13 protein-coding genes are annotated in these 15,501 nt (G+C 48.0%); 12 read left to right on the top strand and 1 reads right to left on the bottom strand.

Annotated elements, in window-relative coordinates; translation table 11 throughout:
- Positions 1-12 precede the first annotated feature (12 nt).
- The 3 genes from rlmN (at position 13) to CFREI_RS08430 (ending at position 3,543) form a co-directional block, all read left to right on the top strand.
- Complete coding sequence (gene rlmN / locus CFREI_RS08440) at positions 13-1,113, top strand: dual-specificity RNA methyltransferase RlmN (RefSeq protein ID WP_027012037.1); 1,101 nt, start codon at positions 13-15, stop codon at positions 1,111-1,113.
- 64 nt (positions 1,114-1,177) lie between these two features.
- On the top strand, positions 1,178-1,966 hold the full coding sequence (locus CFREI_RS08435) for an ABC transporter ATP-binding protein (RefSeq protein ID WP_051255815.1): 789 nt from the start codon (positions 1,178-1,180) through the stop codon (positions 1,964-1,966).
- Positions 1,963-3,543: a hypothetical protein gene (locus CFREI_RS08430; RefSeq protein ID WP_051255816.1), complete on the top strand. Its 1,581-nt coding sequence runs from the start codon at positions 1,963-1,965 to the stop codon at positions 3,541-3,543. Before CFREI_RS08435 ends, CFREI_RS08430 begins: the two co-directional genes overlap by 4 nt.
- 93 nt (positions 3,544-3,636) lie before the next feature.
- Here the strand turns inward: CFREI_RS08430 and CFREI_RS08425 are convergent, their stop codons facing one another.
- Positions 3,637-4,059 (bottom strand): DUF2631 domain-containing protein, encoded by a 423-nt coding sequence (locus CFREI_RS08425; RefSeq protein WP_051255817.1) that lies wholly within the window; start codon positions 4,057-4,059, stop codon positions 3,637-3,639.
- A gap of 184 nt (positions 4,060-4,243) precedes the next feature.
- On the opposite strand from CFREI_RS08425, the gene dxr reads away from it, so the two are divergent.
- The 9 genes from dxr to CFREI_RS08380 all read left to right on the top strand — a co-directional run bounded on the left by dxr (position 4,244) and on the right by CFREI_RS08380 (position 15,494).
- A complete protein-coding gene (gene dxr / locus CFREI_RS08420) occupies positions 4,244-5,398 on the top strand; it encodes a 1-deoxy-D-xylulose-5-phosphate reductoisomerase (protein ID WP_027012040.1) in 1,155 nt (384 codons plus the stop codon).
- Positions 5,395-6,534, top strand: a complete 1,140-nt coding sequence (locus CFREI_RS08415) for a M50 family metallopeptidase (RefSeq protein ID WP_027012041.1) — start codon at positions 5,395-5,397, stop codon at positions 6,532-6,534. Before dxr ends, CFREI_RS08415 begins: the two co-directional genes overlap by 4 nt.
- Positions 6,535-6,581: 47 nt before the next feature.
- A complete protein-coding gene (ispG, locus tag CFREI_RS08410; RefSeq protein WP_027012042.1) occupies positions 6,582-7,742 on the top strand; it encodes a flavodoxin-dependent (E)-4-hydroxy-3-methylbut-2-enyl-diphosphate synthase in 1,161 nt (386 codons plus the stop codon).
- 846 nt (positions 7,743-8,588) lie between these two features.
- Positions 8,589-9,014 carry a hypothetical protein gene (locus CFREI_RS08405; RefSeq protein ID WP_027012043.1) on the top strand — a complete coding sequence of 142 codons (426 nt, stop codon included), beginning with the start codon at positions 8,589-8,591 and terminating at the stop codon, positions 9,012-9,014.
- The gene (locus CFREI_RS08400; RefSeq protein ID WP_027012044.1) at positions 9,011-9,463 is read left to right on the top strand and encodes a hypothetical protein; all 453 of its coding nucleotides are present in this window, start codon (positions 9,011-9,013) and stop codon (positions 9,461-9,463) included. Before CFREI_RS08405 ends, CFREI_RS08400 begins: the two co-directional genes overlap by 4 nt.
- A 522-nt stretch (positions 9,464-9,985) precedes the next feature.
- Positions 9,986-10,462 (top strand): YbjN domain-containing protein, encoded by a 477-nt coding sequence (locus tag CFREI_RS08395; RefSeq protein ID WP_027012045.1) that lies wholly within the window; start codon positions 9,986-9,988, stop codon positions 10,460-10,462.
- A 5-nt stretch (positions 10,463-10,467) separates the two neighbouring features.
- Positions 10,468-10,941, top strand: a complete 474-nt coding sequence (locus CFREI_RS08390) for a YbjN domain-containing protein (RefSeq protein ID WP_027012046.1) — start codon at positions 10,468-10,470, stop codon at positions 10,939-10,941.
- Positions 10,942-11,038: 97 nt separating this feature from the next.
- A complete protein-coding gene (locus tag CFREI_RS08385; RefSeq protein WP_051255818.1) occupies positions 11,039-12,874 on the top strand; it encodes an HSP90 family protein in 1,836 nt (611 codons plus the stop codon).
- A gap of 52 nt (positions 12,875-12,926) precedes the next feature.
- Complete coding sequence (locus CFREI_RS08380; RefSeq protein ID WP_027012048.1) at positions 12,927-15,494, top strand: hypothetical protein; 2,568 nt, start codon at positions 12,927-12,929, stop codon at positions 15,492-15,494.
- Positions 15,495-15,501 lie beyond the last annotated feature (7 nt).

The following is a 15,501-nucleotide window of genomic DNA, read 5'->3' as shown; positions in this document are numbered from 1 at the left end:
ATAGATTGCACTATGCCTGAAAAACTTCCGCTTGTATTTACAGCCCAAAAGCGCGGTATGCCCCCGAAACACTTCGCTGATCTTACGAAAGAACAACGGGTCCAAGCCGTTATTGATCTGGGGCTGCCAAAATTTCGTGCAAATCAAATTGCGCGGCATTACTACGGCCGCTTAGAGGCTAATCCTTCCTCGATGACGGATCTTCCTGCAGCAATGCGCGACGTCGTTAAGGAAGCATTATTTCCCACCCTTATGACGCCTCTCCGCGAAATTTCTTGCGATGGCGGTGAAACCAGCAAAACGTTGTGGCGATTGCACGATGAAACACTCTTGGAATCAGTACTTATGCGTTATTCGGATCGAGCTACCTTGTGTATTTCTTCACAAGCCGGTTGCGGTATGGCCTGTCCGTTTTGTGCGACCGGCCAGGGCGGATTGGATAGAAATCTTTCTACGGGAGAAATCATTGATCAGGTGCGTGCCGCGGCTGCCACAATGCAAGCCGAGGGAAGCCGTCTTTCCAATATTGTATTTATGGGAATGGGGGAGCCATTAGCCAATTACAAGCGGGTTGTTTCCGCAGTAAGACAGATTACACAACCAAACCCTGATGGTTTTGGTATTTCTCAACGAAATGTCACGGTGTCTACTGTTGGTCTGGCCCCGGCAATTCGGAAACTCGCCGATGAAGGATTAGCTGTAACGCTGGCAGTGTCTTTGCACACACCTGATGATGAACTTCGAGATACATTGGTTCCAGTAAATAACCGGTGGCCAGTTGCGGAAGTATTAGATGCGGCTCGTTATTACGCGGATAAGACAGGTCGCCGAGTTTCAATCGAATATGCATTAATTCGCGATATAAATGACCAAGATTGGCGCGCGGATATGCTCGGCAAAAAACTCCATAAAGCACTGGGTTCGAGGGTGCATGTAAACCTTATTCCACTTAATCCAACCCCAGGCTCCAAATGGGATGCATCGCCTAAATCGCGGCAAGATGAATTCGTGCGACGGGTTATCGCGCAGGGTGTTCCATGTACTGTTCGGGATACACGTGGCCAAGAAATCGCGGCGGCATGTGGGCAGTTAGCGGCTGAAGAACGGATTTAGAATCTATTACAGTGGCATTGTAGGCCCATGAATTGGGCACTTTGAAATATAAGGATGGGATGCGATGTCACAAAGCCCAGCGCTCGAAGTTAAAAACATTACGAAAGTATATGGCAATCAAACTGTAGTAAATGATTTATCGCTACAAGTTCCTCGCGGCAGTATTTATGGCCTTGTAGGACCAAACGGTGCCGGTAAAACAACAATGATTGGCATGGCCACTGGACTTATTCGTCCTACCGTCGGAGAAGCATTTATTTGCGGTTACGATGTTTGGAATAACCCACAACCTGCTAAACAAGCTATGGGTTTATTAGTTGACGGCCTTCCCGTATTCGATCGTTTAACTGGCAGTGAATTGCTCGAATATGTAGGTGCTTTACATCATTTGCAGCCGGATATAGTTCAGCAGCGAACAGACGAACTACTTGATGCCCTGGGGCTTGCGGATGCACGCAATAAAATGGTTGTTGATTACTCTGCGGGCATGACTAAAAAGATTCTCCTGGCAACCGCATTATTGCATAAACCAGAGGTCTTAATTTTGGATGAACCATTGGAAGCAGTGGATCCGGTATCAGGCCAAATCATTCAAAAAATCTTACGGGCTTTCGCCGCATCTGGCGGCACAGTAGTGCTAAGTTCGCACGTAATGAGTTTGGTTGAAGGCTTGTGCGATCATGTGGCGATTATTGATCATGGAAACGTAGTGGCATTCGGTCATGTGGATGAAGTTCGCCAAGGCAGAGCACTTACTGAGGTCTTCGTTGAGCTTGTTGGTGGCGGAGATTTGGCAGAGGGCTCTTTGGAATGGTTAGGCCAAGCTGAAGATGAAAGCACCACAACATCATGACAAAAACACTTTTAGCGCTGCACCGTAAGCTTCGGAAACGGAACTTTAAAGCCAACCGCGCCGCCTTACTCATGGCCATATTGGTGTTTTTCTATGGGATTATGGGTGAAATCAGTATTGGCATTACGCTAGCCATTGAAATTTACGAAGGCCGACCAATGGCGCTTGTTGGTGCGATTACCATCGGCATTATTGCGTACGCAATCATATCAATTATGCTGCCCTCGGGTGAGCGGCAATTGCTGCCAGAAGCATTCGCAGTTTTTCCAATTACCACCCGTGAAATCATGCCTGCGCTTTTGCTCTCAATCTTTTTCCAGTCCCGAGGTATATTGGCTTTACTGTGTACGATCGCCACGGGCATTATCGCTGCTTTTACTTTTCAAAACACTGCCTGGATCATCGCTCTAATTCCCGCAATGCTTCTAAGCCTTGCCACCACAATTATGATTGGTGAAGCATTGGCCGTATTGCTAAGCATTTCTACGGATAGAAAATCCAAAGATAGAGCAATTTATATTGGAACGGTATTCGGATTTATAGGACTTTTCGGCTATTCTGCATTTTTCTCAATTGGTGAGGACGGTACCCTTCCTTTAGCACCGATTGGCGAGAATCTTATTTGGACTCCAATTGGCGCGCCAGCTGGTATAGCGGTGTTTGCAGCGCAAGGAAATATCCTTGGAGTTATAGGAACACTACTCATTTCGGTTCTTACTATTGCTGCGTGTTTTGCGTTAGTGTGGCGTGCTATAAACGGTAAACTACAAGCCCCGCTTGACGGTACAGAGAGTGCTTCCGCCCGTGCTGCTGGGCAAGGTGTGCAAAGATTATTGCTTCCGGGGCTACAGTATTCGCCGAAATCCATGATTTTTTCCCGTGCTATGCGCTACTATTCCCGGGATTCACGTGTGAAAGTCAATGCATTCATCATGCCGCTATGCATTGTGTATATTGCGTATCAAGGGCTTACTAATAGCCAAGTTTATTTGTATGCTGGCGCTGTATTTTTACTGATGTTTGTTTGTAATCTATCGTCTAATAATTTTGGCTATGATGGTCCCGCAAACTGGTTGCATATTGCTAGTGGAGTTCCGGCAAAAACACTACTTATGGGGCGTCATTATGCGGCGGTGCTTCCCATATCCATATTCTTTTTCGCATATTTGATATTCTTGGCTATTTTTGCTGCGGATCGCGCAATGGCTTTGCAAGTTATTGTATGCATGCTCGGCGGTTACCTAACGGTAATGGCACTTGCGCTGTTTTTGAGCACGCACCTTCCATTTCCCACTGCGCGCCCGGGAACAAATCCATGGCAGGATCGAAGTGGGTTTAACGTAGCGGCATTTATGAATAGTTTTGCCGCATTGTTTTTGGGCTGGATTCCGCTTTTGCCCGGAGTGCTTTTTATTATTTGGGGAAACACCACCGAAAACACCATTTTGGCTGGCATTGGGTTTGTAGTTGTGCTTCTAGTGCCGCTGGTGCTGTACTTTATTGCTCGGAAGAACGCAATTGCCAAGCTTGAACGTGAGTACGTGGAGATCTTTGCTAATGTTCGTGCGTTTGTTTAAGAGTTGAATTTACAAGCGCCAATAAACAATACACCCCAGAAGCAGGTGCAATATCTTGTACCAATCTTCTGGGGTTGTAGGTTATACGTGGTTTTAACCTTCAATAATCTTCCGGTTTTTTACTGTGGAAGGCTCAATATTGAGGGAACGCAGCTGTGAGTCAGTGAGTTCTGCGTATGGCCCTTGCATCGTGTGCTGAAGATATGCCCAATCGGGCTCTTGGTGGCCAACTGGCTTATTGTGGGCGGTCACGGTACGAACTTGGTTCAGCTTAGGCTGGAAAAGCTGAATCAAGAGGCCAATGGCAATAAGAATGGCTAGGGCGAGTAGCCAGGCCGTCTCAACATTGCCTTTATGGTTGCCGAAATTAAAGGCGAGAAGGAATAGGACGGAAACCCAACCTGCGATTTGGATTGGGCCGCGCCCAATGTCGTGCCAGCCCCAGGCTGCCGAGGGCTCATCCAAGGTGGACACACCATTGTGGACCTCGGGAACGGGGGTGTGATTGCTTGCCACGTTGTTCTCCTTCAAACACGCATAACTTATGGGCTATATCTTTGCATATTTTTTCGTTTTCGGCGATTTGAATCCCCCGGATAGGAGCAATAATTCGGTGGATATGTGCCAAAAGTCACGGAGGTAGTGGCGTCATACGACAAGGGTGGGTATTTTCTCAGCAGCGTTTGAAAGAATAGATAACATGTTGCAACGCATTCTTATTCTTGGGAGTACTGGATCGATTGGTACCCAAGCGCTGGAAGTTATCGCAGAAAACCCAGATCGTTTTCAGGTCGTTGGTATTGCTGCGGGTGGAAGCCAACTCGATCTGGTGATCCGACAAGCCAAGCAATTGGGGTTGGCGCCTCATCAAGTGGCAGTTGCACATCATGCAGACGTAGTTTCCAAAGCACTTGGTGGCGAGGTTCTTTCGGGGCCAGATGCTGCTGAGCATTTAGTCCAGGAAATTTCTGCAGATACGGTTTTGAATGCGCTTGTGGGTTCCATGGGGTTAGGCGCAACCTTGGCGGCATTACATTCGGGTGCGAAATTAGCATTAGCCAATAAGGAATCTTTAGTTGCTGGCGGTCAATTAGTTTTGGATGCCGCCAGGCCGGGGCAATTAATACCAGTAGATTCTGAGCATTCAGCGATGGAGCAATGTTTGCGTTCTGGTTCTGATAGCGAGGTTGAACGTCTTGTGCTTACTGCATCAGGTGGGCCATTTCGAGGTTGGACTCGTCAGCAGATGTGGGATGTTACCCCGGAGCAGGCGGCGGCCCACCCGACATGGTCGATGGGGCAGATGAATACTTTGAATTCGGCGACATTGATAAATAAGGGGCTGGAATTAATCGAGGCTTCATTGCTCTTTGGCGTTCCTGCAGATCGCATTGATGTCACCGTACATCCGCAGTCGATTGTGCATTCAATGGTGACCTTTGTGGATGGTTGTACTATTGCGCAGGCATCGCCGCCGTCTATGAAATTGCCTATTTCACTGGCTTTGGATTGGCCGCATCGAGTGCCAAAAGCTCAGCCATCGTTAGATTTCCTGCAATCTAGTACGTGGGAGTTTGGCCCCGTGGATGATTTTGCGTTTCCTGCGGTGCGTTTAGCGAGGGACGTCGTAACGCAAGGTGGGACGTGGCCGGCTGTATATAACGCAGCAAATGAGGAGGCTGCGGCGGCGTTTTTGCAGGGTAGGATTCGTTTCCCGCAGATTGTGGATACTGTGGCCGAAGTGTTGAGTGTCGCAGATGCTTTTGCTGGTGTACCCTCGGGGCTCGATGATGTATTGGCCTGCGAACGCGAAGCTCGGGCCCGCGCTCATAAGGTTTTGGAAGGATTTTCGTGAGCTATTTCCTTGGCGTGCTTTTATTTGCCTTTGGCATTTTAGTAACCATCGGATTACATGAGTGGGGCCACTACCGTTCTGCAAAAGCGACAGGAATGCTTGTTCGAAGGTTTTTTATTGGGTTTGGCCCTACCGTATTTTCCTATACGCGCAACGGTACTGAATATGGGTTGAAAGCGATTCCACTTGGCGGGTTTTGCGATATTGCGGGCATGACGGCGCAGGATCCAGTGACTGAAGCTGAGCGTCCGCACGCTATGGTCTATAAGTCAGCATGGAAGCGTATCTTTGTGCTCTCCGGTGGCATTCTTATGAATATCCTGGTTGCATTAGTGCTGCTCTATGGGCTTGCGGTAAGTGCTGGGTTGCCAAACACTAAGGCGGATTTCACACCTACAGTCGGTTCGACACAATGCCTTGATAATGGGGAATGCCCAGCTGTAGATGCGGGAATTCAGGAAGGCGACCGAATCACCCATATTAATGGGCAAGAAATGCTGGCGTTCCTCCACGTTCGCGATACCGTGCGCAAGCATGCCGGCGAAACCATTACGCTTACCGTCGAGCGGGAGGGCGTCGAAAAGCTTATCGACGTCGCGGTGCCAGAAGCAGGTGCGATTGGCGTGGTGTCGGCACCAATTAAGGATCCGATTAAAGTCTATGGACCGATTGAAGCAGTGCCAGCCACACTGGAGTATTCCGGCAATATGCTGCAAGCAACTCTGCATGGTTTGGCAGCATTTCCCGGCAAAATCCCTGGAGTCGCAGCATCGATTGCCGGAGAAGAACGTGATAAAGAAGGCCCTGTAAGTGTCGTCGGTGCTTCTCGAGTAGGTGGCGAACTTGCAGAACGAAGCCAGTGGGCAATGTTTATTATGATGCTGGCCAGCCTAAACTTCTTCCTGGCGCTCTTTAACCTTGTTCCATTGCCGCCACTGGATGGTGGACATATAGCGGTGGTGATCTACGAAAAAATTCGCGATCTTGTCCGACGCACACGTGGACTACAACCTGGCGGGCCGGCTAACTATGACCGACTTATGCCAATAACAATGGCGGTCAGCGCATTACTCATTGGTGTCGGTGCGCTGGTGATCGTTGCTGACGTAGTAAACCCCATTCGAGCATTCGGCTGATACGATAAACCGAGTCTCTCACCCGTAGTTTTCAAGGAGCAAACACTGTGTCTACACCCATCGGCCTCGGTCTCCCAGAAGCCCCGCTGCCAACCCTGGCGCCGCGGCGAAAGACTCGGCAATTGATGGTTGGAAGCGTAGGTGTGGGATCAGAGCACCCAATTTCGGTGCAATCGATGACCACAACTAAAACCCATGATATTAACGCCACCCTCCAGCAAATCGCACAATTGACCGCATCTGGCTGCGATATTGTTCGTGTGGCCTGCCCCAAAACAGTGGATGCAGATGCCCTGCCAATAATCGCCAAAAAATCCCCCATACCGGTGATTGCGGATATCCATTTCCAACCCAAATACATTTTTGCTGCAATCGACGCTGGTTGCGCCGCAGTACGCGTTAATCCAGGCAATATTAAAGAATTTGATGGCAGGGTAAAAGAAGTAGCCAAAGCCGCAGGAGACGCAGGAATTCCTATTCGAATTGGTGTGAATGCTGGCTCACTGGATAAGCGCCTACTGGCAAAATATGGCAAAGCTACTCCGGAGGCATTGGTGGAGTCAGCACTGTGGGAGGCTTCCCTGTTTGAAGAGCACGGGTTTGGCGATATTAAAATCTCGGTGAAGCATAATGACCCCGTAGTAATGGTGGAAGCCTATCGGCAACTTGCAGCTCAATGCGATTACCCACTGCACCTCGGTGTCACTGAAGCCGGGCCGGCATTCCAAGGAACCATTAAATCTGCAGTAGCGTTTGGCGCTCTACTATCCGAAGGAATCGGCGATACGATTCGGGTTTCCTTATCTGCTGATCCAAAAGAAGAAATCAAAGTAGGCGACCAAATTTTGCAATCGTTGAACTTGCGACCGCGGAAGTTGGAAATCGTGTCCTGCCCATCCTGCGGGCGTGCCCAAGTAGACGTATACACCCTTGCCGAAGAAGTCACCGCAGGGCTCGAAGGCATGGAAGTGCCATTGCGTGTTGCCGTTATGGGATGTGTGGTCAACGGTCCTGGAGAAGCCAGGGATGCTGATCTAGGCGTGGCATCTGGTAATGGTAAGGGACAAATATTTGTCAAAGGCGAAGTAATTAAAACGGTGCCGGAATCTCAGATCGTAGAAACACTCATAGAAGAAGCTATGAAAATCGCCGAAACAATGGAAGACACTGGAATTACTGGAGCACCCCAAGTGAAAGTAACAAAATAACCAATTCTTGGGTGAACGTATTGGGTGATCCTATGTGTGATCGGTGCAGCTGAGAAGCCCATGCCTTACGGGGCATATTAACTTGCCCCTGGAGTTTGGACTGGCGTTTTGTTCTATGGTGTTTGGGGTTTGAGAGGGCTTTGGGGGCAGGCTTAAGGCAGGGTTGGGCAGGGTTGGGGCAGGCAGATTTGTGTTGTGGGCTTCTGGGCTTTGGGCGTGAGCTGGGGAAACGTGGCGGTGGGTTGTGGGTGATGTGAAATCTGCCTGGTTGGGTGGTGGGGTGTGTCAGATCTGCCTGATTTTCGGGCGTGTTGGCTGGTTTTCGGGGCGTTTGAGCCGGTTTCCCTGGTGTTTGATAGGATTGTCCTATTAAAATAGTGATGTTTGTATACTGAGTGTCACAAATTCCATAAAACAGGCCTGTTCCAGTGGGATTTGTGACAACAACCCATATTGCACACAATCGTTGACCTGGGGTTTGTCGCAGATTCCATAAAGCAGGCCTGTTCTGGTGGAATCTGTGACAGGATCCCTACCTATCGTGTCACAAATTCCATAAAAACAGCCGAAAAAATGGAATCTGTGACAACCCGCCCAAGCAACCCAACCAGATCCAACCAAATCCCAGGTAACCAGACGCTCACAACCAAACCACCGGCCATAACCCCACAAAAATGAACCCTCGTACGCAGTCAGTACAACGGAGAACAGTAATTGATAAGTCAGCTTTTCAATACATTAAAAGGTGCATAGATATTTCCACCTCCAAAATGGGGATATATTCTGCAGCGACTGTACTATTGCGGGCGTATGAGCACAGCTGGATATTGTATCGAGGGAGCGGGCATGCTCGAACCTGTAACTCGTAAGCGATTGTGGACGTGGCTGAAAACTTATGATGTTGATGCCGAAGTTCTTGATAATGGGGATTATTGGTTGCCGTCTGATGATGGTGGAATTCACCTTCAGCTTGATGAGGATCTTTATGTAATTCGAATGTGGGGACTATGGCGAGGAAGCACGAGTGAAACCACTGAGCAAGATAGAATCCGGCGCATTCTTATTGATCATGCATGGCAGATCGGTGGGGTGAAGATTATCGATGATATTGATGCTGACGGGGTAATGCGCATTCGATTTGAATATGTCATGCCAGTGGGGGAAGGAATGACCGATGAGCAGTTAACAGGAATGTTTACGTTTTGGTCTGGTTTTGCACGAGCAATGAGTACTTTTGAAGCGTTCTTGCCGGAACTAGTAGTAAACGAATGATTGGAAATACTGTGGGAAATGTATTGCCGGAACCCGTAACCTACAGCCAGGTTGTAAAACTTTTGAAGCGTACCGATCGCACTGTGGTTATGGCGAAGCCTGGGGAACCCGTTATGTGCACTATCCCTGGTGGTTTTGTGATTATGACGATCAGTGGTGATGGAGCTTTATTGAGTGTGTCTACTCAGCATCTGGAAATGCCACTGGCACGAAAAGACACATTGAAATTGTACGAGTGGATGGCGAATTTTAATGCAACAAGTACGTTCGCTATTGCATCTGCGGATATCATGTATGACCTGGAAATAGCATTTCCCACCTTTTCATACTGGTTTGCAATAGAACATGGGGCAACAGCTGCACAATTAGAGGCATGGATACTTCCTTGCCTAAATGAACAAGAGCAAGGATTGCAAGAACTTTTACGGTATCTTCACGTTTCTGTCTAAGCTTTGCGGAGAATACTAGCCACTAACGAAGAGTTTAGAGAGTGTGCACTTGATAGAAATAAATCTAAAGAATAGAAGGGTGTGGCTTTGGCTACTATAAGGTATTTGAGCTCCCTGTAATCAGCGCTGTGACTCAAAAAGTAGTTTCTTTGGAGCTGCTAAAATTTACATCTAATTGTTTTTTGTTATTTCTACAATCAGATCAGGCTTTTATTGTGTGACAGATTTGCTTACAGGATGATGTTGTTGAGGGGTCAATCTGATTAAAAAAGGGCTAACCAATAATTTTTAGACTGTATAAAGCGATACCACTTACCCCCGTTTTGGGTTAATATCCAAGTAGGAAAACTGTCCTTGATTTGACAATAAAACACCACTAGAATCTTCGTTCTAGGGGTAAAAAACGGGGGTATTTTATAAACAATTGTTGAGTGTTGCGTACAGCACAACTCGGACAGTGCATTGGAGGGCGTGTTAATTTGGGTTTCGTTCCCTTAAATGAGATACCCGAAAGGGGAAGTTATGGCGTTGCCTGCGGTGACAGTGCACCGAATTAAAGCCTTGCTGAAGCAGCAGGAGCTTGAATTTGATTCTAATGATGACGAAGTCTTTGTTCGATTCGACAACGCTACTTTCGGGTTTCAATGGATAGACGAAATTAATATTCTGCGGATTGTTGGCTTTTGGCGTGGGATTACTTCTGAACCAGCTACTGTTTCAAAATTAATTAAGCATGTTGAAGCAAAAAACTCTGAACTTTTCCTGCCCAAGCTAAATACTTTTTTTAGTGAGGATGGAAACTTTCGGGTGGCTTTCGAGTATTGTGCTTCGGCGGGTACTGGTCTGACTGATGCGCAATTGCAAAATATTATGTTTGCGGTATTTTCGGCAGGGTTTTCGGTACTAGAAGAAATGGAAAAAATTGTGCCCGAGCTGGTTGCCTGGGATACAGACGACAGCAGTGACGAAACATCAGAATCTGATGGAGAGGAAGCATAAGTAGAATGGCTTGGTTTGATAAAGTCGCTGACGGGTCAGAACCACAGCCGGTTAATCTTGATCGAATTACGGCGTTGTTCGATCGTAAAGATTGGTACTACGAAACCCGAGATGAGCGTATCATCAGCGCGTTTGAAGGTTTTTTGGTTTCTATCCGTCATGCTGAAGAACCTTTTATAACAGTTATGGTAGGGCATCCAGAAGTGCCGCTTGTTGCAGACCGAATCGACGAGCTTAAAGAATGGGTTTCAACCCGAAATCTACAGGGCACAATTGGTACCTGCCAGGTCGAGCTCGATTCTGAAAATGGCAGTATCGCAGTGCTTTCAGACCACACGATTTTGGTTAATGAAGGTGCTACGGATGAACAACTTGAAGAGTGGATTTTTGTGGCCATCGAGGCGCAGCTTAATCATATGATGTTGTTGTGTGAAACATTTGAAATTGAGCCGTTTTTCTCGGGCCCAGACGAAACATAGCTTGTTTTCGTTGCCCAAGACGCATCTGGTAATTAGGTGCGTCTTCTTTGCGTACGAAGTAAACAATTGTAGTGATTTATAACAGAAATACGAGGTTATGGTGTCTTCGGCGAAGAAGAACCTCCAAGAAGAGAAGTTTCGAGTAGATCTAGGCGGGATTGTCGAATTGCTATCCCGAAATCTGTATTCAGGTACAGATGTATATTTGCGTGAATTACTCCAAAATGGTGTAGATGCAATTACAGCCAGTGGATTACTTACTGAAGGGCGTATTCGCTTTGTAGTCGATGAACATGTACTTCGTGTCACTGATAATGGTGTAGGGCTTACCCTCGCTGAAGCGCAGCAGCTGTTAGCTACGATTGGTGGCTCCTCGAAACGTGATGAATTTGGTCTAGGCCGTAGCGACTACCTCGGCCAGTTCGGTATCGGCCTACTTTCATGTTTTATGGTTTCGGAAGACATTGTTGTGTATTCCCGTTCCAGTGATCGCGATTCTCGGGTAGTGCGATGGCAAGGCAATTCCCATGGAACCTGGACGGTACAGGAAGTTCCAGATGATATGGCCCCTGTGGAATTAGCACCATTGCCACATGGAACGACTGTTGAATTGCGCAGTCTGCCAGGCGAACCGCCGTTCGATTACCGTGGTGTCCGGGACATTATTGAACGGTATGGGGAATTCCTCCCTGTGAAAATTACTATTGAGCGCCCAAATTCACAGTTGGAAGCGTTAGGCGCTGTAAGTGCGGGGCACACGACGGTATGGGAAGCTTCCTTAGAAGCGCAACGTAAATGGTGCAGCGAGAATTTTGGATTTGAACCATTTGATGTCATTCCTCTTGAAGTCCCAATTGCTGGTTTTCAAGGAGTAGCGTTTGTCGCTTCCGAAGGCGCACATCCGGGTCGAACTACCAGGCATCAGTTATATTTGCGCCGTATGCTTTTAAGTAAAAAAGTAACTGATCTTCTGCCTGATTGGGCTTATTTTGTTCGGGTGGTAGGAAATACGGATTATTTGCGGCCCACTGCGTCTCGTGATGCTTTATTTGAGGATTCTTTGCTTCTAGAAACTCGGGAAGCACTCGGCAATTGTATTCGCACATGGCTTACTACATTGGCGGAAAAGGATCCACATCGGTTTGCGCGATTTATAGCGTTGCATATGACTGGTCTAAAAGCACTCGCCGTTTCAGATGCAGAAACTCGTTCACTTGTAGTGCGTTCTGTGCCATTTGAAACAACAATGGGGATGAAAACACTTGAGGACGTTATGGCCAATGGTGTGATTCGTTTTGCACGTACTGATCAGCATTATCGAGCATTACTGCCGATTGCTTCTGCAAATGATTTACAGGTTCTCAATGCTGGTTATGCATTTGATGAAGAAATTCTAGACCAATTACGTCTTGATCATCCAGAACAGCGCATTGTCGAAGTAACCATTAATGATGTAGTTGGGGCGCTTATTCCAGCAAACCCAAGCGAAGAGGCGCGTTTTCTTCCGTTATTACATGCCTGCCACCAAGCTTTAATTGGGCAAGGGGTTGAAGTAATTTTGCGGGATTTTAAACCCGCAACTATTCCAGTACTTTTCCTTCCGCAAGCGGCTGCGGCGGCTGGTGTAATTGAGGATATTGCTCGGCAAGCCCCAGGTGAAAGCAATCTGGAAGGTATTTTGGATATGCTTGCCGACGCCGCCCAATTCAATGATCAAAACGATACTTCGGTACCTGATGCGCCGCAATTAGTAATTAATGCGAGTTCTCCTTTAGCGCACCAATTGTTAGCTGCTGTTGATTCCCGACTAGTGGTGGCTGCGCTGCGTGGTTTATATGTACAGGCCCTCTTGGCCGGAAATCACCCAATGGATCCACAAGCGCGGGCATGGGCTTCAGAAGTTTATACCTCATTAATTTCGACGGCGCTGTAGTCGGGGCGCTGCAGTGGGTGCGGCGTCGATACGCATATAAAGGATGTACTAAATGTTTGAGCATGAATCTGTTCATGATTTAATGTCGCTTGCGCACGACACCCCATATGGAAAAACGTGTTCTGCATTATGGGCTGAGGCGGCGCGACGCGCAGGTGCAGAAGGCCTAGAGGAAGAAGAACTCTGGTGCTATTTACAATTGGCCTCCGCTTTCACTATGGGTGGGGAAGTAACCCGAATGGTTGCGCCATTTATGTGGGTGGATAAGCGGAGGAAAGAGCGCCCAGATTTATTTGATGAACGCATGCAAAGCGTTTTTGCCTGGTACTATAAGTATCTTATTTTAGTGCTTCGTGATGTGCCGCAAGCATCGGTTGAACAGTGTTTTAGTGCTTTGGGGGAGATGCGGAATTTCTATAAGAATCTGGGGGATTCTTTAAAAGCGGTGTATTTGCGGGAGTTTTATGTGTATTCCGCATTCGGGTATGTGGAAGAAGCTGAGGAAGCGTACCAGAAATGGAAAGTAGCCGACGTTTCAGAATTATCTGATTGTGTTGCCTGTGACCCTCAGCATGAAGTGCTGTATTTGGCGCACCAAGAGCGCTGGCAGGAAGCCGTTGAGGTGGGAGAGAAAGCACTAGCTAATTCCGAAGATTCCTGCTCTGCGCAGCCGGAAAACCTATATAGCCGAATGCTTATTCCATGGTTGCGTACCGGTAGGGATGATAAAGCATGGCCTGCGCATGTTCGTGCAATGCAGCGCAATAGTCAACGTTCCCATTTTCTCGAACATATACCTGAACATCTGTTGTATCTAGAGCTTTCGGGGTCGGCGGGGCGTCCACAACGCCTTCAGCGTGGACTCGATATGGCGATACGGTTTTTACCCTGGTGGTTAGAAGCAGAAACCCCAATGGTGCTTATGGAAATGGCCGTTGCCACAGCACGTGTGTTTGCAGCGCAGCCTATTCAAGATCAGGAGCTTAATCTGACGCTTCCGGGGGAATCATTGCCGTGGGTAAAGGTGGAAAATCTAGCAAACCCTACACTTAAGCAAGCCAGTCAGTGGTGCGCACAATTAGGGCTAAAAATCGCGGAGATGTTTGATTCCCGTCAGGGGATGGCGAACCCTCATGTTGTGGATGATATTCGGCGGGAGCTTTATGATCTGCCGCCAGTACCGCAGCTTCCTGATGAGGGTGCGGTGGAGGATGCTTCTGGCCAATTCTCTGCACCAGACATTGATTATCGCATCACTTCCGAAGCCATTACGCAATCATCGCAACAGGAAAATACTCATAGTGACGATAATGAAGAAATGATCGTTGCTATTGATATTCACGGACCGTGGCGTGGTTATACAGAGCCTCAGCTCCTGGCGGCGCATGAAAAACTCAATACACAATTGCCAACGATCTATAGCCAACGCCTAGGGTTAGCCATGGTCGTTGACCTTGAAACAGCTGAAGAGGAAGATTTAGCGCGAAACACGCTGTTAGGGGCGCTACGGCTATTAGCAGATGATAAATATATGGATGCTGCACGGGCCGCCGATACCGCTATGCGGATTCCTACCGAAGAGCCCATTGGCGTTCGGCTTTCCGCATTACGAATTCTGGGCGAGACTGCGTTAAAGGCGGGTTACTATGAAGAATCCTGCGAGGCTTCCAGGCATCGGCTTAATATTGCTGCGGCATGTGGATTGCATAGTATTCAGCTTGAAGCAGCCACAACATTAGTGCAGGGACTAATCAAACAGCAGAGCTTTGCCGAGGCTGCTGAAGTTGCGCATACAGTACTCGCTGCCATTGAGCATGCCATTGATAAATCTTCTGGTTTCGGTGTGGAAACTACGGAGTCACTATTGGCGAACTCATTGTCAGTGCGGTGGCTGCTTGTGAGTGCACTTTCGGACCTTGATTTGGATTCAGCGTCAGCACAAGAAGCATTGCGTATTTCAGAGTTAACGGACTCCACTGAAGAAAAATTCAAAGCATTGGATAGTGCATTCCACGGATTCCGCTATGATCACGAATACTCCCGGGCGTTTGCGGCAGGTGATGCGCTAGTAAATGTTGCGGATTCCTGGTTGCTAGATGCGCAAGCAGAAGCGATTGTTGATGAAGATGCACAAGCGGAGTTAGCTGATGTGGCCGAGAAGGTTGCAAAAGCGTATCTTAATGTGGCCATGGCGCGTGCCGAACAACCAGCATTAGTTGACGATGCCGCCTATGACCGCATTGAAGAGCTATTTAAGCGACGTCTAGATATACAGATAAAGCACCTTGTTAGCGAAACAAAGAGTGCGGAGTTTTTTCACGCAGATTCCCTGGAGGATCGCGGGTTGGCCGCCCTGCATGCTCGTCGGTTCGATGAAGGATGGCAGTTTTTGGATGCTGCTGCGGCACAGTTTTTGGACATCGATCGGCCGCTATTTGCCGCCCGCGCTTGGAATGCTGCGGCTCGCGCCAAATTACTTGTGGACGATTTAGAGGGAGCCCAGCAATACCTTGAGCAGACCGTAGAACTGCTATCTGATTCGCCCTGGGAGCATCATAAAGCGATGCAGGAAGCACGGGAACTACTGGAGGAAATCGCTGATTTGGAAGACGAAGCTTAAGGAAAGC

It is taken from the genome of Corynebacterium freiburgense (assembly GCF_030408815.1).
Classification (GTDB): Bacteria; Actinomycetota; Actinomycetes; order Mycobacteriales; family Mycobacteriaceae; genus Corynebacterium; species Corynebacterium freiburgense.
This window is presented reverse-complemented; position numbering and strand designations above follow the sequence as displayed.

Excerpts from the sequence above, each read along its gene's own strand:
- CFREI_RS08400 (WP_027012044.1), top strand. The coding sequence starts at position 9,011 with ATGATTGGAAATACTGTGGGAAATGTATTGCCGGAACCCGTAACCTAC.
- CFREI_RS08405 (WP_027012043.1), top strand. The coding sequence starts at position 8,589 with ATGCTCGAACCTGTAACTCGTAAGCGATTGTGGACGTGGCTGAAAACT.
- CFREI_RS08380 (WP_027012048.1), top strand. The coding sequence starts at position 12,927 with ATGTTTGAGCATGAATCTGTTCATGATTTAATGTCGCTTGCGCACGAC.
- CFREI_RS08430 (WP_051255816.1), top strand. The coding sequence starts at position 1,963 with ATGACAAAAACACTTTTAGCGCTGCACCGTAAGCTTCGGAAACGGAAC.
- rlmN (WP_027012037.1), top strand. The coding sequence starts at position 13 with ATGCCTGAAAAACTTCCGCTTGTATTTACAGCCCAAAAGCGCGGTATG.
- CFREI_RS08385 (WP_051255818.1), top strand. The coding sequence starts at position 11,039 with ATGGTGTCTTCGGCGAAGAAGAACCTCCAAGAAGAGAAGTTTCGAGTA.
- dxr (WP_027012040.1), top strand. The coding sequence starts at position 4,244 with ATGTTGCAACGCATTCTTATTCTTGGGAGTACTGGATCGATTGGTACC.
- CFREI_RS08435 (WP_051255815.1), top strand. The coding sequence starts at position 1,178 with ATGTCACAAAGCCCAGCGCTCGAAGTTAAAAACATTACGAAAGTATAT.
- CFREI_RS08390 (WP_027012046.1), top strand. The coding sequence starts at position 10,468 with ATGGCTTGGTTTGATAAAGTCGCTGACGGGTCAGAACCACAGCCGGTT.
- CFREI_RS08395 (WP_027012045.1), top strand. The coding sequence starts at position 9,986 with ATGGCGTTGCCTGCGGTGACAGTGCACCGAATTAAAGCCTTGCTGAAG.